The following is a 16661-nucleotide window of genomic DNA, read 5'->3' on the forward strand; positions in this document are numbered from 1 at the left end:
ACGGGGACGGGGACGGGGCGGGGACAGGGTGGGGACGGGGAGCGGGGTCAGTGGATGCGGAGGGACGCCAGGCGCCGGTCGACGTCGTCGGCGGTGGCGTGACCGTGCGCGAGGACGGTGACGAGGTCGCCGTCGAGGCCGAGGAGGGTGGGGAAGCCGGTGACGCCGAGTTCGGCCGAGCGGCGGAAGTCGGCCTCGGCCGCGTCCTGTGCTCCGGGCGCCTCGAAGGCGGCGACGACGGCCTCGGCGTCCAGACCGGCGGCCTCGGCGACCTTCCGGTAGGTGGCGGGGTCGGAGAGGCTCAGGCCGTCGACGTAGAAGGCCCGCTGGAGGGCGACGGCGAGGTCGGCGGCCCGGTCGGGGGCGGCCTGGCGCAGGGCGGCGACGCCGCGGGCGGCGGCCTCGGAGTCCATCACGAAGGAGCCGTCGGCGATCAGCCGGTCGTAGGCGGCCCCGAACTCGGCGCCGGTCAGCTCGGCGATCTGGGCGTTGGCGCCCTGGACGTACCCGAACTCACGGATCGGCACCCGGCGCGACCCGGTGAACAGGCCGCCCGAGACGACCTCGACGGGCAGCTCGGGGTGGCGGGAGACGACCTCGCGCAGAGTGCCGGAGAACCCGTGCGACCAGCCGCAGTAAGCATCGAAGACGTGGACGAGCTTCATCGGGACCTCGGCAAAGGGTGTGGGGCGCCCGCCGGAAGCGAGCATTTCACCTGACACAACAGTAACTGATCTGTCAGGTATTTCCCCGGAAGGATGACCGGCGATGTGACAGCCGCCACACCAGAGCACCGTCAGTCAGTGAACCAGCGTCCCCCGCCGCCCGCAGCCCGAAGCCGACCGGCCGATGCCGGACCCCACGGCCCTCCATCCCCTCCGGCCCACCGACCCCGCCCCCGCCTGCCCCCGCCCCAAGCCTGCCCCCGCCTCAGGGCAACCGCGGCAGCACATCCCGCGCGGAGTGGCTCAGGATGCGCAGGTCCTCGGCGAACCGGTCACGGTCCTCGGCCGGCAGCGGCGCCAGGAAGTACCGCCGGATGTTCTCCACGTGCACCCGCGAGGCCCGCACCGCCGTCCGCTCCCCCAGCTCGGTCAGCCGCACCAGCCGCCCCCGCCGGTCATCGGGGTCCTCGGCGCGCTCGACGAGCCCGGCCGCCTCCATCCGGTCGACCAGGCGGGTGGCGCCGCCGGTCGTCAGCACCTGCTCCTGGGCGACGGCCCGCATGGACAGCCCGGCCCCCTCGGCCCGTCCGAGGATGAGCAGCACCTCGAACATCAGATGGCTGATCCCGCACTCCTCCTCCAGGGCCCGCCCCAGGAGGTACTCCAGCCGGTTGGCCGCCCCCTGGAGCCGTCCGAAGGCCAGCACCAGCGGATTGTCGGCGGCCTCCTTCGCCGTAGAGATCTCCGCCCGCTCGTCCACGTCCCGCCGCCCTTCTCGTTCGCCCACGTGCGATCCACAGATCATGCCGTGCACGCGGGCCCACCCACCTCCCGGTACCGCCACCGCGCCTACGCGGGACCGAACACCGGCGGCCGTACATCGTCCCCCGCGGGGCCGACGTCCCCCTCCTCCCATGCGGGGTCGTAGGCGCACGGGACACTGGCGCCGCCCAGGAAGTACGCGCGGTCCGGGAACCAGGTGAAGGACATCCGCTCGTCGCCGTCGTCCCGCTGCACGAACAGGCTCCAGTCCTGCCCGTCCGTACCCTCCCGATACGACGTGACCTCCCAGCCGTCGTCCTTCAGCCGCTGGTGCAGCCGCCGCAGCCCGGGCACGGCCTGGCTCGCCGGCACCTCGTCCAGGGCCCAGTCGTGGCTCATCGTGTAGGCACCGTCGACCGTCTTGTCGTCCAGTCCCAGCGGCCCCCCGTCGTAGCAGAAGCCGGAGTCGAAGGTGTTCTCCGTACTGACACCGACCTTCTCGACGCCCGGCCGCACGGTCCGCGTGAACCCCAGGACGTCGTACGCCTCCTGGGACCGTTCGAAGGCCCGCTCCGCCATCTCCTCGGGCGCGACGCGGGGATAGTCCGCCGCCCCCGCCGAACCCCAGGTGAGCTGGACGAACACCAGGACGAGAACCCCGAGCAGGACGACGAGCACGGCACAGCCGCAGCCGAGGGCACCGGCGCCGGTGGGGTGGGGCGGACGGGCGGGGGAATCGTTCGAGGACATGCGAGGACGCTAAGCCGCCCCGGGGCACGCCGGATGGGCGCGATCACTCGCTCCGCCCTGGGTACGGGTACTCATCCTCCTCAGCCGCCACCACCGTGAAGTGCCGCTCCCCGCCCGGGTTCTCCAGTTCGTCGAGTACGGCGACGGCCAGATCCTCGGCACTGACCCACGACCGCCCGCCGGCGTCGGTGAGGAGTGTGTCGCCGCCCCGCCGGTAGCGCCCGGTCCGCGTACCGGGCTCCAGCAGCCCGGGCGGGCTCAGATAGACCCAGTCGGCACCCAAATGCCCCTCACACGCCCGGAGTTGAGCGACGCCCGCCTCGGCGACGGCCCGCAGCTCGGCCGGCACGTACGCGGGGTCATGGGCCACCAGCAGCTCCCCCGCCCCCGGACTGCGCAGCGCCCCGGCACCGCCGACCACGAGCACCCGGGCGCCGAGCCGCGCGCCGGCGTCCAGCACGGCACGGGTCGCCCCCACGAGAAACTCCTCGTCCGCCGGATGACTCCGCACGGCGAGAACGAGGACGTCCGCGCCACTCCCCATCAGCACCTCGGCGAGGGCCGCCGAGTCACCGACATCGACCGCGACCCGGGTGACCCTCTCCGCCCCGGACTCCCCCTCGGCCTCCCCCTCCGCCTTCCGCGACAACGCGAGCACCCGATGCCCCCGCCCCCCGGCCTCGGCGGCGACGCGACGGCCGACCATCCCGGTGGCGCCGAGCACGGCAATGGTCATGTCGTTCCTCATCAACGACGTCCTCTCTCTGTGCAGGTGGCCCGACTCGGGGCATCCAGCTGCGCCGCGACCATCGCGGCCAGCGCCAGCACGAACCCGAGGGTCTGCGGCAGGCTCAGTGACTCGCCCAGTACGACGCCCACGACGGCGGCGACCAGCGGGGACAACAGCACCAGCGGAGCCGAGGCGCCCACCGGCAGCCTGCCGATCCCGCGGGACCACAGCATGTGGGCGATGAGCCCGCCCATGCTGCCGAGCCACAGATACCCGGCGACGGCCCCGGAGCCGATCCGCTCCGGCACCCCCTCACCGACGAGGGCGAGCGGCACCAACACCAGCCCCCCTGCGGCAAGTTGCCAACTGGCCAACGCCAGCGGCCCGACCCCCGGCGGCCACCCCCAGCGCTTCAGCAGAACGATCCCGGCGGCCATGGACGCCGTACCGCCGAGGCCCGCCACCACGCCCACCGCATCCAGTCGCGCCCCCGGCCCGAGCACGACGAGCCCGACCCCGAGGACACCGGTCACACCCCAGGCCCAGCGCCAGAGGGTCGGCCGGTCGTGCAGCACGGCGGCGGCGAGCCCGGCGACCAGCAGGGGCTGCGTGGCGCCGAGGGTGGCGGCGACTCCGCCGGGGAGCCGTTCGGCGGCGAGGAACAACAGGGGATACAGGGCACCGATGTTGAGCACGCCGAGCACCGCGGCCTTCCACCACCACGCCCCGCGCGGCAGCACCCGGGTGAGGACGAGCCCGACCAGCCCGGCGGGCAGGGCGCGCATCAGCCCGGAGAACAACGGATGCCCGGGCGGCAGCAGTTCGGTGGTCACGGCGTAGGTGGTCCCCCAGGCCGCCGGGGCGAGCGCGGTCAGCGCGACGGTGGCGGCCTGCCGGGCCTGCGGCGGCCGTTCGGTCAAGACACTCATGAACCAAATATCAACGCGGCCACCGATGAATCCAACACATGATTGGCATAGCACCCATGCACACCGACCATGCATGATGCGAGGCATGGACCTCCAGCAGATGCGCTACGCCGTGGCCGTCGCCGAAACCCGCAACTTCACCCGCGCCGCTGAGCGCTGCGATGTCGTCCAGTCCTCCCTCAGCCACCGCATAGCCGGTCTGGAAAGGGAGTTGGGCGTGAAGCTCTTCGCCCGCACCAGCCGCCGCGTCGAACTGACCAGCGCGGGCGAGGCGTTCGTCGCCGCGGCGCGCGAGTGCCTGGCCGCGGCCGACCGCGCGGCGGCCGACGCCGCGGCCGCGACAGGGGTGGTACGGGGCCGGCTCGCCGTGGGCGTGATCGTGACGACGGCCGCGGTGGACGTACCGGAGCTGCTCCAGCGCTACCGGGCCAGGCACCCCCAGGTCCGGGTCGCCCTGCGCTCGGGCCGCAGCGACGACCTGGCGGCGGCCGTCCGGGACGGCAAGCTGGACATCGCCTTCCTGGGCCTGCCGGAGAGCCAGCGCCCCACGGACGTGGAGGCCCTGGCCCTGGACCACGACAAGCACGCCCTCCTCGTCCCGGCCGCGCATCCCCTGGCCGGCACGCCCCGCGTCACCCTGCGCCAGATCGCCGGCGAGACCTTCGTGGACTTCGTCTCCGGCACCCCCGCCCGGGCCCAGTCCGACCAGGCGTTCGCCGCCGCGGGCCTGACCCGTGACGTCGCCTACGAGGCGGGAGTCGTCGAGCTGATCACCCGCCTGGTCGCCCGAGGCCTGGGCGTGGCGCTCCTCCCGTCGGCGTTCATCACCCCGCTCGCAGCAGCGGACCCGGCCCTGGCCCTTATCCCGGTGTCCGACGGCCCGCGCCGCATCGAATACCTCATCTGGAGCCGCTTCAACCCGAGCCCGGCGACCAGGGCGATGCTCAAGGTGCTCGGCGTACCCGAGACCGTCACCTGACCCCGACGGTCCGCAGCACAGCAAGCGCCAACGTCCTTGCCACGCCCACCACTTCCCCCACCGACACACACTCCCGCGCACTGTGGGCGACCTCGATGTCCCCCGGCCCGTACTGCAAGGCAGGCACCCCGGCCCCCGCGTACAGCCGAAGATCGCTCCCATAGGTGGCCCCCCGCTCCCGCAACGACCCGCCACCCCCCGCATCCGCATGCGCGTCCCGCAACACCCCGACCAACGGATGCCCCTCCGGCAGCCGCCCACTGGCGAACTGCCCGCCCGGCCAGCTCACCCCCACGGGATGCTCCCGCAGCCAGGGATCACGACCGCAGACCTCCGCCACCCACCGCTCGAACTCCGCCCGGGCAGCGGCCGGTTCCTCCCCCAGCCGCACCCCGAGCCGCCCCTCCGCCACCAGCACATCAGGCACACTGCTGGCCCAGTCCCCGGCCCGCACGGTCCCCACCGACACCGCGTACGGGATCGGATACTCGGCGAGCAACGGATGCGGCTCCCGATTGCGCAGCGCCTCCAGTTCCCCCAACGCCCGATGCACCCCCATGTACGCATCGACGGCGCTGACCCCCTTCTCCCGCGAACTGGCGTGCGCGGCAAGCCCGTTGACGGTCAGCCGAAAGGTCAACGCCCCCGCGTTGGCGGTGACCAGCGTCCCGCCGGTCGGCTCCCCGATGACGCACACATCACCCCCGTACCCCCGCTGCAAAGTGCCGAAGGCACCGAGCCCCCCGTCCTCCTCCCCCACTACGAAATGCACACCGACCCGCCCCCTGAGCCGCACCCCGGCCGCCCGCAGCGCCCCCACCACAGCCAACTGCGCGGCCAGCCCGCCCTTCATGTCACAGGCCCCCCGCCCATGAACGACGTCCCCCACCACCCGAGGCACAAAGGGATCCCCCACCCAGGCCCCCGGATCCCCGCCCGGCACCACATCAACATGCCCCTGCAACACGAAGAGGGGCCCGTCCCCACCCTCACCCATGTGCCCGACCAGCCCCCAGGCCTCCTCACGAGGAGCCTCACTGCCGGGAAACTCCGGCTGCGCGCGCAACGCGTCCAGGTCCATGCGCCACAGATCGACATCAAGCCCGAGAAGCTCCAGCCGCCGCCCCAACAGCTGCTGAATCTCCGCCTCAGCCGCACTCCCGGTCACACTCGGCACGGCGATGAGCTCCATCAACGTACGCGCGACCGCGGCCTCATCGATGGCATCGAGCACAGCGGCTTCATGATCAAGCAACAAGGAGAACCTCCCGGCAGTTCGGATCTGCGGGAGACGCTACGACGTCCCGGGGCGGGCCCCGTAGCCCCCCACGGAGCCGCAGCGCGCAACGGCGGGAAGCGGACGTGTCGGGGGGCCGCCCGCAGCGGTTGGCGCGTCAACACGGCCGCGTTGATAACCAACCGATTCCGCGCCGTTCCGAGGACGGACACCCCCCGGCACAGCCCCGACCCCCACCCCACCGAACCGCGCACAACGCACCGGAACCCACACCGCAACCGAACCCGCACCCGCACCCGGGCAGCCCGCTCAGCCACCCCCCACGGTGAACCCGATGACGACCCCACCCCCGTCCCGCCGAACGGCGAACGGCGCGCCCCCATGGGCCAGCGCCACCTCCCGCACGATCGACAGCCCCAGCCCAGACCCCGGCAACGACCGGGCATCCGCAGCCCGATAGAACCGGTCGAACACCCGCACAAGCTCCTCGTCCCCGATCCCGGGCCCCCGGTCCAGCACTTCCACCCGCACCACCCCCGCACGAGCCGGCCCAGCCACCCGGATCTCGACGGGTCCCCGCCCCTCCCGGTCGAACTTCACCGCGTTCTCCACCAGGTTGGACACCGCCCGGGTCAGCATCCCCGGCCGCCCGTCCGTCGACGTGTCGCCACTGGCCCGCACCAGGATCTCCCGCCCGGTACGCCGCCGGGCCACCCCCGCCACGTCCTCCGCGATATCGGCGAGATCCACCCGCTGCGGCGGCTCGGTATCGGACTGCCCGGCAGCCAGCTCGACCAGCTCGTTGACCAGGTCGGTCAGCTCCCGCGCCTCTTGCCCGAGGTCGGCGACCAGCTCCTCCCGAGTCTCCGGAGGCAGCTCGTCGATCCGCCGCAGCAGCGAGATATTGGTCCGCAACGAGGTCAACGGCGTCCGCAGCTCATGCCCGGCGTCCTGCACCAGCCGTCGCTGATCCTCCTCCGACTGCGCGAGCCGCCCGAGCATCCGGTCGAAGGCCCGCCCGAGCCGCCCCACCTCGTCATAGCCGGTCACCGGCACCTGGACCCCGAGCCGCCGCGTACGAGCGACGTCCTCCGCCGCGGCCGTCAGCACCACCAACCGCCGAGTGATCCGCCGAGCGAGCCACCACCCGAACAACCCGGCACCGACCACCACCGCCGCCATGAGAATGAGCGTCCGCTGCTGAAGCGCCTGCAACAGATCCTCGGTGTCACTGAACTCCTGGGCGACCTGCACGGCCCCCCGCCCGCCCCCGAGCGACACGGTGGCCACGCGATACACATCGCTGCCGACGTCGACGTCCTTGTGCTCGGTCAGCTCCCCGGCCGCCCGGGCCCCGGCGACAGCCCGGTCGGCATCCGTCACGGGCAGCCCAGGACTACCAGGATCGACGACGGACCCGTCCGCCCCCAGCACCTGCACGTCCGTACGGGCCGGCCGCACCAGGTCATGCCCGGGCGCCGACGACGAGAAGTCCTCCGGCGCCATCCGGTGCTGCCGCACCTCGTCCCGCAGATCCTGGACGACCTCGTCGAACACGGACTGCTGATCGACCCGCACGAGCCGCGCCGCCGCGCTGTAGGACAGGATGCCGACGAGCACGGTGACGGCGGCGGTGACGGCCGCGAAGGACACGGCGAACGTGGTCGCGAGGGACACCAGCCCGGGCCGCCGCCGACGCAGCAGCCGCGCGAGGCGTCCCACTCAGTCCTCCCGCAGCACGTACCCCACGCCGCGCACGGTGTGGATCAGCTGCGGCGCCCCCGGTTCGTCGAGCTTGCGCCGCAGATAGCCGACGTAGACGGCGAGGTTCTTCGACCCGGGTCCGAAGTCGTAGCCCCAGATCCGGTCGTAGATGGTCGAGTGGTCGAGCACGATCCCCGCGTTGCGGACCAGCAGCTCCAGCAGCTCGAACTCGGTACGGGTCAGCTCCAGCTCCCGCCCGTCCCGCCATGCCCGCCGCGCCTGCGGATCCATCCGGATCCCGGCGGCTTCGAGATACCGCTCGGGTACCACCCTCTGCGCGACGTCAGCGACCCCCGAAACCGAGCCGGCACCCGGCCCCGAACCAGCACCCGTACCACCGCCCCCGCTCCCACCGCCGACACCACCGGCGGCACCACCGCCGGCACCGCCCCCGGTCCGCCGCAACAGCGCCCGCAGCCGGGCGAAGACCTCTTCGACGTCGAACGGCTTCAGCACATAGTCGTCGGCGCCCGCGTCCAGCCCGGCGATCCGGTCCTGGGTCTCCACGAGCGCCGTCAGCATCAGGATCGGTGTCCGGTCACCCTCGGCCCGCAGCACCCGGCACACCTGGAGCCCGTCGATCCCGGGCATCATCACGTCCAGGACGAGCACGTCCGGCGGGGTGCGGTGCGCCTGTGCGAGCGCCTCGACCCCGTCGGCGACCGCGGTGACCCGGTAGCCCTCCAGGGTGAGGGCGCGCTCCAGCGCATGACGGATGGCGCGGTCGTCTTCGGCGAGTAGCACGGTCTGAGGCACGCCTCCATAGTGCCAAGGCATCCGCCGGTTCAGCCGGGTGAGCGACCCGACGATCAGCCTTTTTACCCGCCTCTCACCGTCACAGAGGCAACCGCACCCCGTCCCCCTACCGTCCTCTCATCGCCGCGGCGACAACGCGGCGAGCTGCTCGGCGAAGGGCACGACCTCCAAGCCGCCGCCCTCGCCGCGCCGAGCGGCCGGCAGCGACGCACCCGCTCCCGACCTCCCCGACGCCCCGCTCATCAGCCCGGCCATCAACCCGGCCAACTCCCCCGCGGCCCGCTCGATCCGCCCCTCAAGCCCTTCCGCACCCCAGTCCTCGGAGGCGGCGTAGACGGCGGTCGGCACGACCACGGCCCGCAGATAGGCGAACAGCGGGCGCAGCGCGTGCTCCAGCACCAGCGAGTGCCGGGCGCTGCCGCCGGTCGCGGCGACGAGCACCGGCTTCCCGACGAGCGCGTCGTTGTCGAGGACGTCGAAGAAAGACTTGAACAGCCCGCTGTACGAGGCGGAGAACACCGGCGTGACGACGATCAGCCCGTCGGCCGCGGCCACCGCCTCCTGCGCGGCGGCCAGCGCCTTGCCGGGAAAGCCGTTGGTGAAGAAGTGCGCGATCTCCACGGCGAGCTCACGCAACTCGACGACCTGCACATCCACCGGCACATCCACCGCTGCGTCCACCGCGGCATCCACCGCCGCCGCCCGCCCCACGGCCGCGGCCAGCCGGTCGGCGAGCAACCGCGTGGAGGAGGGCACGCTCAGCCCCGCCGAGACGACGACAAGCTTCATCACACGGTCTCCTTCTTCACATCGGCCTTCGTCGCGGCGGCCTCGGTCTTCGCGGCGGCCAGCAGCGACGCATGGGTGGGCGCCTCCGGCACATCATCCGGCCGCCCCTTCGCGAACTCCTCGCGCAGCACCGGAACGACGTGCTCGCCGAGCATGTCGAGCTGCTCAAGGACCGTCTTCAACGGCAGCCCGGCATGGTCCACGAGGAACAGCTGGCGCTGGTAGTCACCGGCGTACTCGCGGAAGCTCAGCGTCTTCTCGATGACCTGCTGCGGGGAGCCCACGGTCAGCGGCGTCTGGTCGGTGAAGTCCTCCAGCGAGGGCCCGTGTCCGTACACCGGCGCGTTGTCGAAGTACGGCCGGAACTCCCGCACCGCGTCCTGCGACTTGGCCCGCATGAACACCTGACCGCCGAGCCCCACGATGGCCTGCTCGGGGGTCCCGTGCCCGTAGTGGGCGTAGCGCGTGCGGTACAGCTCGACCATCTGCTTCGTGTGGTCGGCCGGCCAGAAGATGTTGTTGTGGAAGAAGCCGTCGCCGTAGTAGGCGGCCTGTTCGGCGATCTCGGGCGAGCGGATGGACCCGTGCCAGACGAAGGGAGCGACCCCGTCGAGCGGCCGCGGGGTGGAGGTGAACCCCTGGAGCGGCGTACGGAACTTCCCCTCCCAGTCCACGACGTCCTCGCGCCACAGCCGCCGCAGCAGCGCGTAGTTCTCGATCGCGAGGTTGATGCCCTGCCGGATGTCCTGCCCGAACCACGGATACACCGGGCCGGTGTTGCCGCGTCCCATCATCAGGTCGACGCGCCCGTCGGCCAGATGCTGGAGCATCGCGAAGTCCTCGGCGATCTTCACCGGGTCGTTGGTGGTGATGAGGGTCGTGGAGGTGGAGAGCACGATCCGCTCGGTCTGCGCGGCGATGTAGCCGAGCATGGTGGTCGGCGAGGACGGCACGAACGGCGGGTTGTGGTGCTCGCCGGTCGCGAAGACGTCGAGACCCACCTCTTCGGCCTTCAGCGCGATGGCGACCATGGCCTTGATGCGCTCGCGCTCGGTCGGCGTCCGCCCTGTCGTGGGGTCCGGCGTGACGTCGCCGACGCTGAAGATCCCGAACTGCATGGCCGATCACCCTCCAAGTTGTTGACCGTTCAACTATACCCCTGAACGGCCACCCCGCCCCCGGTATTCCACGCACGACGAAACCCGGTTGACACCTGGCGAGCCACCCCACATATTTATCTGCGTGACGCAGACACTGCACGAGACAAGCAAATCTGAAGCCGCTCTCCCCGCCCGCGCCCGCTGGGCGATCCTGGCCGTGATCCTCGCCGCCGATGTCCTCGACCTCCTCGACGCGACGATCACCAACATCGCCGCCCCGACCATCACGGCCGACCTCGGCGGCGGCCCCGGCCTGGTCCAGTGGCTGGGCGCCGCCTACGCCCTCGCCCTCGGCGTACTGCTCGTCCCCGGCGGGCGACTGGGCGACAAGTACGGCCGCCGCAGACTGTTCCTGACCGGCCTCGCCGGTTTCGTCGCCGCCTCACTGGCCTGCGGACTGGCCCCCACCCCCGCGACCCTGGTCGCCGCCCGCCTCGTCCAGGGCGCCTTCGGAGCCCTCGTCATCCCCCAGGGCTTCGGCATCCTCGGTGCCACGTGGCCACGCGACCAGATCGGCAAGGCCTTCGCCCTGTTCGGCCCCGCGATGGGACTCTCCGCCGTCGGCGGCCCGGTCCTGGCCGGTTTCCTGGTCGACGCCGACCTCGCGGGCCTCGGCTGGCGCCCCATGTTCCTGATCAACCTGCTCCTGGGCGGCGCCGCACTGCTCGCCGCCGCCCGCCTGCTCCCACGGGACACCGGCGACAGGTCCGTCTCCGTGGACGGTCCCGGCTCCGCCCTCCTCGCGGGCGCGATGCTCGGCCTGCTGGGCGGCCTGATCGACGGCTCGGCTGGGGGTACCTCCTCTGGGGGAGCCTGGACGACCCGCCCCCTGGTCCTCCTTCTCCTCGGCCTCGCCGCGTCCGCCGCCTTCTGCCACCGCCAGCGCACCGCGGCCCACCCGCTCATCGAGCCGTCACTCCTGCGCAACCGGGGCTTCGCCGCGGGCCTCACCCTCGGCGTGGCCGCCTTCGCCGCGACGTCGGGCCTCCTCTACGTCATCTCCCTCTTCCTCCAGCAGGACCTGGGCCGCACCCCCGCCGACACCGCGCTGGGCCTGATCCCCCTGACCCTCGGCATCGTGATCGCCTCGATCGCCTGCCACGGCCTGATCCACACCTACGGCCGCCGCCTGGCCACCACAGGCCTGCTGATCCTCCTGGCAGGCTGCGTCTGGCTACTGCTCCAGATCCACCACACCGGCACCCACACCACCACCTGGCATCTGCTCCCGCCCCTGCTGATCCTCGGCGTGGGCATGGGCACCTGCTTCGGCACGATCTACGACCTCACGATCGGCGACATCGCCCCCACAGAGGCCGGCAGCGCCAGCGGCTCCCTCAACGCGGTCCAGCAACTGGCCAACGCGACGGGCGCGGCGGCGGTGACGACGGTGTACTTCCACACGAACAGCACGATCAGCCTGCTGGTGGTGGCAGCGGCGGTGGCAACATGCCTGCCCTTGGCGGCACTGCTGCCACGCAACCCGCAAAAGGAACAGCACCACTGACGCCGCTCAGGGGCGCGGGGGACTGCGCGACCAGCCCCCACACACCCGCACCCGCCACCCAACAAGCCGCACCGAGCTATCAGGCACCCGGCACCAGCACAACCCGCCCCCGAACCCCACCCTCCCCCAACCGCGCATGAGCCTTCCCCGCATCCTCCAGCGAGAACGTCTCGGCAACCCGCAGACTCAACACCCCGGAATCCACGAGCCCCACCAACTCCGCAAGCCGCCCCCCATTGGCACTGACCTCAACAGCCCCCGCCCGAACCCCCCGCACACCCTCAGGAGCAGCCTGCGGAATCACCCCCACATAGGCCCCTCCATCCCGCACCCACTCAAGCGCCGCCGCCCCAAGAACGGCCGCATCCAGCACCGCGTCGAACGAACCCGGCCGCCCCTCGACCACGAACTCCGCAGCCCCCAGCGACCGCACCAGCTCCTCATCCCCCGCCCGAGCCAGCCCCGTCACCACAACCCCCCGCTCGGCGGCAAGCTGCACGGCAAACCCCCCGACCGCCCCCGCGGCCCCGGTCACCAGCAAGGACTCCCCCGCGGAAAGCCCCAGCAGATCCAGCGCCTGCACAGCCGTCAGTCCGTTCAACGGCAACGTCGCCGCCTCCACCGCCCCCACCGTCCGAGGCGCCAGCGCCACCGCGTCCGTCGGCACGACGACGTACTCCGCATGCGTCCCCAGCGGCTTCACCATCCCGTAGTCGAGGGCGACGACCTCGTCCCCCACGCTCCACGCGCTGGCGACACCCACCGCGTCCACGGTCCCGGCCACATCCCAGCCCAGCCCGATCCGCTTCCCCGCGCCCCCGAAGACGCCCTGCCGCACCCCGGCGTCGACGGGGTTCAGCGTGGCCGCCGCCACCTTGATCCGCACCTCACGCGCGGCCGGTTCGGGCACCTCCGCCGCCACGACCTCGACGACCTCGGGCCCACCGAACGCGTTCACGACCGCAGCACGCATGACTGCCAACTCCCTTGAGAAAACCGGCTGTTGGCGACCACCGAAGATCCCGGCGACCGCGCTCCATCTGCCGGCAACCCTAGGAAGAGTTACTATCTCCTGGTAAGTAGTTACCTGAGAGTGCGTATGTCCCCCAGAGGTGAGCCATGGCGACCATGACGGCGGCCCAGCGACGCGAACAGGCCCGCGCCGAGTACGACGCGTTCATCAAGGGCTGCCCCACCAACCAGCTCCTGGACCGACTCAGCGACAAGTGGGTCAGCCTCGTCGTCTCCGCCCTCGCCGGCGGCACCATGCGCTACAGCGACCTCGGCCGGAAGATCGCCGGGGTCAGCCCGAAGATGCTCACGCAGACCCTGCGCTCACTGGAGCGCGACGGCATCCTGGCCCGCACGGTCACCCCGTCCGTCCCGGTCCGCGTCGACTACGAACTCACCCCGCTCGGCCACAGCCTGGCCCTGCTCCTGACGGCGGTGAAGGACTGGGCGGAGACCCACATCGACGAGGTCCACGAGGCCCGCGACCGCTACGACACCCAGGACGAACAGGTCGCCTAGAGGTCCCCGGCCCGCAACCGCTCGACCTGCCGCGCGCTGAACTCCGTCGTACGCCTCATGTGCTCGATGAGCAGCGCCAGTTGGTCGTCACCGAGGTCGTCGAAGAGCGCCACCCAGCCGCCGCCCAGCTTGTCCCACACGCGCCCGAACTCCGCGACCTTCTCCGGCACGGTCGTCACGAGCACCCGCCGCCGGTCGGCCGCGTCCCGCTGCCGCACGACATAACCGGCCCGTTCCAGCCGGTCCACGAGCCGCGTCGCCGACCCGGTCGTCAGCCCCGTCAGCTCGGCGACCCGGCCCGTCGTCACCGGACCGCCCTCCAGGGTCAGCAGGTTCAGACACTGCAAATCAGTGGGGTGCAGGCCGACATGGTCGGCGACGGCCTGGTTGAAGAGGGCGTACGAAGCCATGTAGCGCCGGGAGACCCCGGACAACTCGTCCAGCATCCGCTCACGTGACGTACCGCCACCCATGAACCCGCCACCCTTCGTCTGCGCCGTGCAGAAATCGTACGACGCACACACCCGCCGCCCTCTCAGCGCCGGTCGGAAACACGCGTCGGTCGAAGGCAGGCGTCAGTCGAAGGCAGGCGTCGGTCAGAAGTAGTACGTGTCCCCCGTGTCCAGCACCAGCACCCGCTGCCGGTCGTTGGCCCGGTTCCGGTCCACCGCCCCGCCGCTCCACACCGTGTCGATGTCCACCAGCACCTCCGACGGCTCCCCGCGCAGCCGCAGCCGTAGCTCGATCTGCTCCCCCAGCCCGTCCGCGTCCAGCGCCCCCACCCGGCACAGCACCACCCGCGCACCCGAGCGCGCGCACCCCTCCGGCAGCTTCTGCCGGTTGGCCAGCGGCTCCGACCAGCGCAGCCGTACCGTCGCGTCCGGGACCGCCGACGGCCCGTGGTTGCGCGGCGTGAACCGCACATCGACCTGTCCGGCGGCCATGGAGGCGGCCCCGTGATAGGCGAGGTCGGCCTCGGGGGCGTAGTCGAACCACCCTCCGTCGGGCCCGTCGGCCGCGACCGCGGCCGGAGCCACACCACCGACCGCCAGCACCGCCGCGACGCACAACACACCAAGAACCCGCATACCGCCCACTCCTCCGAGGAGACTCCACCGTGGTCGTACGGATGTATCCCACGTGGAGCGGCGGGCAGGCGCCGTCCATCAGGTGAAGCCGCTGTGCGAGCCTGCTGCCATGCACGTCCTCCGCTCCGCCACCCTCTTCGTCGTCGCCGCCCTCTTCGAGATCGGCGGCGCCTGGCTGGTGTGGCAGGGCGTACGGGAGCACCGCGGCTGGCTCTGGATCGGCGGCGGCGTCCTCGCCCTCGGGGCCTACGGTTTCGTCGCCACCCTCCAGCCGGACGCGCACTTCGGCCGGATCCTGGCCGCGTACGGCGGGGTCTTCGTCGCCGGTTCGATCCTGTGGGGCATGGCCGCGGACGGCTACCGCCCCGACCGCTGGGACATCACGGGCGCACTGATCTGCCTCGCGGGCATGGCGGTCATCATGTACGCCCCGCGAGGACAGTGACCCCCGCCCCGCGTCAAGGGGTCTCGTCGGGCAGCAGCCCCAGCTGTCCCAGGAACTCCATCTCGTCGAAGTAGAGCCGGTACTCCGTGATCCGGCCGTCCTTCACGGTGGCGAGGTCCACCCCGCGGATGCTGACCTCCTTGCCGGTGGCGGGCAGGGTGCCGCCGTCGGGCAGATACAGCGGGCCGGTGTTGTGGCCGCGGTAGACGCCCTCGTCGATGGCGGTGTCGCCGACCTCGTAGGAGTGCAGCGGCTCGAACCGGCCGTCGGGGACCGACTCCGTCATCTGCCGCCAGTACTCCACGATGTTGTCGCGTCCGTGGATCTCGCCCTCGTCGGGTGTGTAGGCGACGGCGTCCTCCGCGTACAGCTCGCCGAGGACCCTCAGGTCCGGGTGCGCGGTCACCGCGTCGGTGAGCCGGTCCATGACCTCACGCGCTTCTCCCATGATCCACCTCCGTCTTCCGGGGGATCACCCCCCTCATCTTCTCACCGGCCCGCGATACGGACCGCCCGGAGGGGAGCGCGGGAGCCCGCCTATCCTGGGGAAGGCCACCGAAAGCCACCGAATGCCGTCGAAGGCCGCCCGAAGGCCATCCGCAGGCCCTTGACCGCCGACCCGAGGAGCTCCCGCCCATGCCCAGCGCAGCGTCCCGCATCGCCGTCGTCACCGGTGCGAGCAGCGGCATCGGCGCCGCCACGGCCCGCGGGCTGGCCGCCGCCGGCTACCGCGTCGTCCTCACCGCCCGCCGCAAGGACCGTATCGAGGCGCTGGCGGAGGAGATCAACGCCGCGGGCCACCAGGCCACCGCGTACCAGCTGGACGTCACCGACCGCGCCGCGGTCGACGAGTTCGCCGGCGCCTTCAAGACGATCGGCGTCCTGGTCAACAACGCGGGCGGCGCGCTCGGCGCCGACCCGGTCGCGACCGGCGACCCGGCCGACTGGCGCACGATGTACGAGACGAACGTCATCGGCACCCTCAACCTCACCCAGGCCCTGCTCCCCAAGCTGATCGCGAGCGGCGACGGCACGGTGGTCGTCGTCTCCTCCACCGCGGGCCACGGCACCTACGAGGGCGGCGGCGGTTACGTGGCCGCCAAGCACGGCGCCCACGTCCTCGCCGAGACCCTCCGGCTGGAGATCGTCGGTCAGCCGGTCCGGGTGATCGAGATCGCGCCCGGCATGGTGAAGACGGACGAGTTCGCGCTCACCCGCTTCGGCGGCGACGAGGACAAGGCCGCCAAGGTCTACCAGGGCGTCGCCGAGCCCCTGACCGCCGACGACGTCGCCGACACGATCACCTGGGCCGTCACCCGCCCCGCCCACGTCAACGTCGACCTCCTGGTCCTGCGCCCGCGCGCCCAGGCGTCGAACACCAAGGTGCACAGGGAGCTGTGATGACCGGGGCCGACGAGGACGCGGAGCAGCGCCGCCTGGCACTGGAGACGAAGCGCGAACGTATCGCCTGGTACTACCTCGGTTACTTCCTCTTCGGCATCCACATCGTGGCGTTCGTGATGATCTACGCGGTCACGCACGCGAAATAGGGAAGCGCGACAGCGAAACC

General features: G+C 71.9%; 20 protein-coding genes. 6 read left to right on the top strand and 14 right to left on the bottom strand.

What is annotated here, in order from left to right:
* Window positions 1–47: 47 nt before the first annotated feature.
* From OG866_RS18985 to OG866_RS19005, 5 genes are all read right to left on the bottom strand, one after another.
* The gene (locus tag OG866_RS18985) at window positions 48–665 is read right to left on the bottom strand and encodes a DsbA family protein (protein ID WP_329336228.1); all 618 of its coding nucleotides are present in this window, start codon (window positions 663–665) and stop codon (window positions 48–50) included.
* 265 nt (window positions 666–930) lie between these two features.
* Complete coding sequence (locus OG866_RS18990; RefSeq protein WP_329344187.1) at window positions 931–1425, bottom strand: MarR family winged helix-turn-helix transcriptional regulator; 495 nt, start codon at window positions 1423–1425, stop codon at window positions 931–933.
* 89 nt (window positions 1426–1514) lie between these two features.
* Entirely contained in the window at window positions 1515–2177 is a 663-nt protein-coding gene (locus tag OG866_RS18995; protein ID WP_329336230.1) for a hypothetical protein, read from the bottom strand.
* 43 nt (window positions 2178–2220) lie between these two features.
* Window positions 2221–2913, bottom strand: a complete 693-nt coding sequence (locus tag OG866_RS19000; RefSeq protein ID WP_329336231.1) for an NAD(P)-dependent oxidoreductase — start codon at window positions 2911–2913, stop codon at window positions 2221–2223.
* Window positions 2914–2924: 11 nt separating this feature from the next.
* A complete protein-coding gene (locus tag OG866_RS19005; protein WP_329336233.1) occupies window positions 2925–3836 on the bottom strand; it encodes an EamA family transporter in 912 nt (303 codons plus the stop codon).
* Between the two features lie 85 nt (window positions 3837–3921).
* On the opposite strand from OG866_RS19005, the gene OG866_RS19010 reads away from it, so the two are divergent.
* Window positions 3922–4815, top strand: coding sequence for a LysR family transcriptional regulator (locus OG866_RS19010; protein WP_329336235.1), 894 nt, complete (start codon window positions 3922–3924; stop codon window positions 4813–4815).
* On the opposite strand, the gene OG866_RS19015 is transcribed toward OG866_RS19010, so the two are convergent.
* The 5 genes from OG866_RS19015 to OG866_RS19035 all read right to left on the bottom strand — a co-directional run bounded on the left by OG866_RS19015 (window position 4808) and on the right by OG866_RS19035 (window position 10479).
* Window positions 4808–6007 (bottom strand): ArgE/DapE family deacylase, encoded by a 1200-nt coding sequence (locus tag OG866_RS19015; RefSeq protein WP_443063648.1) that lies wholly within the window; start codon window positions 6005–6007, stop codon window positions 4808–4810. The two genes, OG866_RS19010 and OG866_RS19015, sit on opposite strands and share 8 nt — an antisense overlap.
* Before the next feature lie 354 nt (window positions 6008–6361).
* The gene (locus tag OG866_RS19020) at window positions 6362–7774 is read right to left on the bottom strand and encodes a HAMP domain-containing sensor histidine kinase (RefSeq protein ID WP_329336239.1); all 1413 of its coding nucleotides are present in this window, start codon (window positions 7772–7774) and stop codon (window positions 6362–6364) included.
* Entirely contained in the window at window positions 7775–8572 is a 798-nt protein-coding gene (locus OG866_RS19025; protein WP_329336241.1) for a response regulator transcription factor, read from the bottom strand. It abuts the gene before it with no gap.
* Between the two features lie 117 nt (window positions 8573–8689).
* The gene (locus OG866_RS19030; protein WP_329336242.1) at window positions 8690–9361 is read right to left on the bottom strand and encodes a CE1759 family FMN reductase; all 672 of its coding nucleotides are present in this window, start codon (window positions 9359–9361) and stop codon (window positions 8690–8692) included.
* A complete protein-coding gene (locus tag OG866_RS19035; RefSeq protein WP_329336243.1) occupies window positions 9361–10479 on the bottom strand; it encodes an LLM class flavin-dependent oxidoreductase in 1119 nt (372 codons plus the stop codon). The genes OG866_RS19030 and OG866_RS19035 overlap by 1 nt, the downstream gene beginning before the upstream one ends.
* A 124-nt stretch (window positions 10480–10603) precedes the next feature.
* Between OG866_RS19035 and OG866_RS19040 the strand changes: the two genes are divergently transcribed.
* Window positions 10604–12028, top strand: a complete 1425-nt coding sequence (locus OG866_RS19040) for an MFS transporter (protein ID WP_329336245.1) — start codon at window positions 10604–10606, stop codon at window positions 12026–12028.
* 79 nt (window positions 12029–12107) lie between these two features.
* On the opposite strand, the gene OG866_RS19045 is transcribed toward OG866_RS19040, so the two are convergent.
* The gene (locus OG866_RS19045) at window positions 12108–13001 is read right to left on the bottom strand and encodes an NADP-dependent oxidoreductase (protein ID WP_329336246.1); all 894 of its coding nucleotides are present in this window, start codon (window positions 12999–13001) and stop codon (window positions 12108–12110) included.
* Between the two features lie 146 nt (window positions 13002–13147).
* Here OG866_RS19045 and OG866_RS19050 point away from each other — a divergent pair, with 146 nt between their 5' ends.
* Window positions 13148–13558 carry a winged helix-turn-helix transcriptional regulator gene (locus OG866_RS19050; protein ID WP_329336248.1) on the top strand — a complete coding sequence of 137 codons (411 nt, stop codon included), beginning with the start codon at window positions 13148–13150 and terminating at the stop codon, window positions 13556–13558.
* Here the strand turns inward: OG866_RS19050 and OG866_RS19055 are convergent.
* On the bottom strand, window positions 13555–14031 hold the full coding sequence (locus OG866_RS19055) for a MarR family winged helix-turn-helix transcriptional regulator (RefSeq protein WP_329336250.1): 477 nt from the start codon (window positions 14029–14031) through the stop codon (window positions 13555–13557). The genes OG866_RS19050 and OG866_RS19055 overlap by 4 nt on opposite strands.
* A 123-nt stretch (window positions 14032–14154) precedes the next feature.
* Window positions 14155–14646, bottom strand: a complete 492-nt coding sequence (locus tag OG866_RS19060; protein ID WP_329336252.1) for a hypothetical protein — start codon at window positions 14644–14646, stop codon at window positions 14155–14157.
* A 109-nt stretch (window positions 14647–14755) separates the two neighbouring features.
* Between OG866_RS19060 and OG866_RS19065 the strand changes: the two genes are divergently transcribed.
* Window positions 14756–15091 (top strand): YnfA family protein, encoded by a 336-nt coding sequence (locus tag OG866_RS19065; protein ID WP_329336254.1) that lies wholly within the window; start codon window positions 14756–14758, stop codon window positions 15089–15091.
* Between the two features lie 13 nt (window positions 15092–15104).
* Here OG866_RS19065 and OG866_RS19070 read toward each other — a convergent pair whose 3' ends face one another.
* Window positions 15105–15539 (bottom strand): ester cyclase, encoded by a 435-nt coding sequence (locus tag OG866_RS19070; RefSeq protein ID WP_329336255.1) that lies wholly within the window; start codon window positions 15537–15539, stop codon window positions 15105–15107.
* Between the two features lie 188 nt (window positions 15540–15727).
* Between OG866_RS19070 and OG866_RS19075 the strand changes: the two genes are divergently transcribed.
* Window positions 15728–16492, top strand: a complete 765-nt coding sequence (locus tag OG866_RS19075) for an SDR family NAD(P)-dependent oxidoreductase (RefSeq protein ID WP_329336256.1) — start codon at window positions 15728–15730, stop codon at window positions 16490–16492.
* Window positions 16492–16641, top strand: coding sequence for a hypothetical protein (locus OG866_RS19080; protein ID WP_329336258.1), 150 nt, complete (start codon window positions 16492–16494; stop codon window positions 16639–16641). Before OG866_RS19075 ends, OG866_RS19080 begins: the two co-directional genes overlap by 1 nt.
* Window positions 16642–16661: the final 20 nt, after the last annotated feature.

The sequence above is a fragment of the Streptomyces sp. NBC_00663 genome, assembly GCF_036226885.1.
GTDB lineage: Bacteria > Actinomycetota > Actinomycetes > Streptomycetales > Streptomycetaceae > Streptomyces.

What these genes read in the sequence shown, in the direction of transcription:
- OG866_RS18995 (WP_329336230.1), bottom strand. Translation starts at nt 2,177, where the DNA reads ATGTCCTCGAACGATTCCCCCGCCCGTCCGCCCCACCCCACCGGCGCC.
- OG866_RS18985 (WP_329336228.1), bottom strand. Translation starts at nt 665, where the DNA reads ATGAAGCTCGTCCACGTCTTCGATGCTTACTGCGGCTGGTCGCACGGG.
- OG866_RS19065 (WP_329336254.1), top strand. Translation starts at nt 14,756, where the DNA reads ATGCACGTCCTCCGCTCCGCCACCCTCTTCGTCGTCGCCGCCCTCTTC.
- OG866_RS19060 (WP_329336252.1), bottom strand. Translation starts at nt 14,646, where the DNA reads ATGCGGGTTCTTGGTGTGTTGTGCGTCGCGGCGGTGCTGGCGGTCGGT.
- OG866_RS19045 (WP_329336246.1), bottom strand. Translation starts at nt 13,001, where the DNA reads ATGCGTGCTGCGGTCGTGAACGCGTTCGGTGGGCCCGAGGTCGTCGAG.
- OG866_RS19075 (WP_329336256.1), top strand. Translation starts at nt 15,728, where the DNA reads ATGCCCAGCGCAGCGTCCCGCATCGCCGTCGTCACCGGTGCGAGCAGC.
- OG866_RS19015 (WP_443063648.1), bottom strand. Translation starts at nt 6,007, where the DNA reads ATGGAGCTCATCGCCGTGCCGAGTGTGACCGGGAGTGCGGCTGAGGCG.
- OG866_RS19080 (WP_329336258.1), top strand. Translation starts at nt 16,492, where the DNA reads ATGACCGGGGCCGACGAGGACGCGGAGCAGCGCCGCCTGGCACTGGAG.
- OG866_RS19050 (WP_329336248.1), top strand. Translation starts at nt 13,148, where the DNA reads ATGGCGACCATGACGGCGGCCCAGCGACGCGAACAGGCCCGCGCCGAG.
- OG866_RS19070 (WP_329336255.1), bottom strand. Translation starts at nt 15,539, where the DNA reads ATGGGAGAAGCGCGTGAGGTCATGGACCGGCTCACCGACGCGGTGACC.
- OG866_RS19030 (WP_329336242.1), bottom strand. Translation starts at nt 9,361, where the DNA reads ATGAAGCTTGTCGTCGTCTCGGCGGGGCTGAGCGTGCCCTCCTCCACG.
- OG866_RS19055 (WP_329336250.1), bottom strand. Translation starts at nt 14,031, where the DNA reads ATGGGTGGCGGTACGTCACGTGAGCGGATGCTGGACGAGTTGTCCGGG.
- OG866_RS19005 (WP_329336233.1), bottom strand. Translation starts at nt 3,836, where the DNA reads ATGAGTGTCTTGACCGAACGGCCGCCGCAGGCCCGGCAGGCCGCCACC.
- OG866_RS19035 (WP_329336243.1), bottom strand. Translation starts at nt 10,479, where the DNA reads ATGCAGTTCGGGATCTTCAGCGTCGGCGACGTCACGCCGGACCCCACG.
- OG866_RS19010 (WP_329336235.1), top strand. Translation starts at nt 3,922, where the DNA reads ATGGACCTCCAGCAGATGCGCTACGCCGTGGCCGTCGCCGAAACCCGC.
- OG866_RS19000 (WP_329336231.1), bottom strand. Translation starts at nt 2,913, where the DNA reads ATGACCATTGCCGTGCTCGGCGCCACCGGGATGGTCGGCCGTCGCGTC.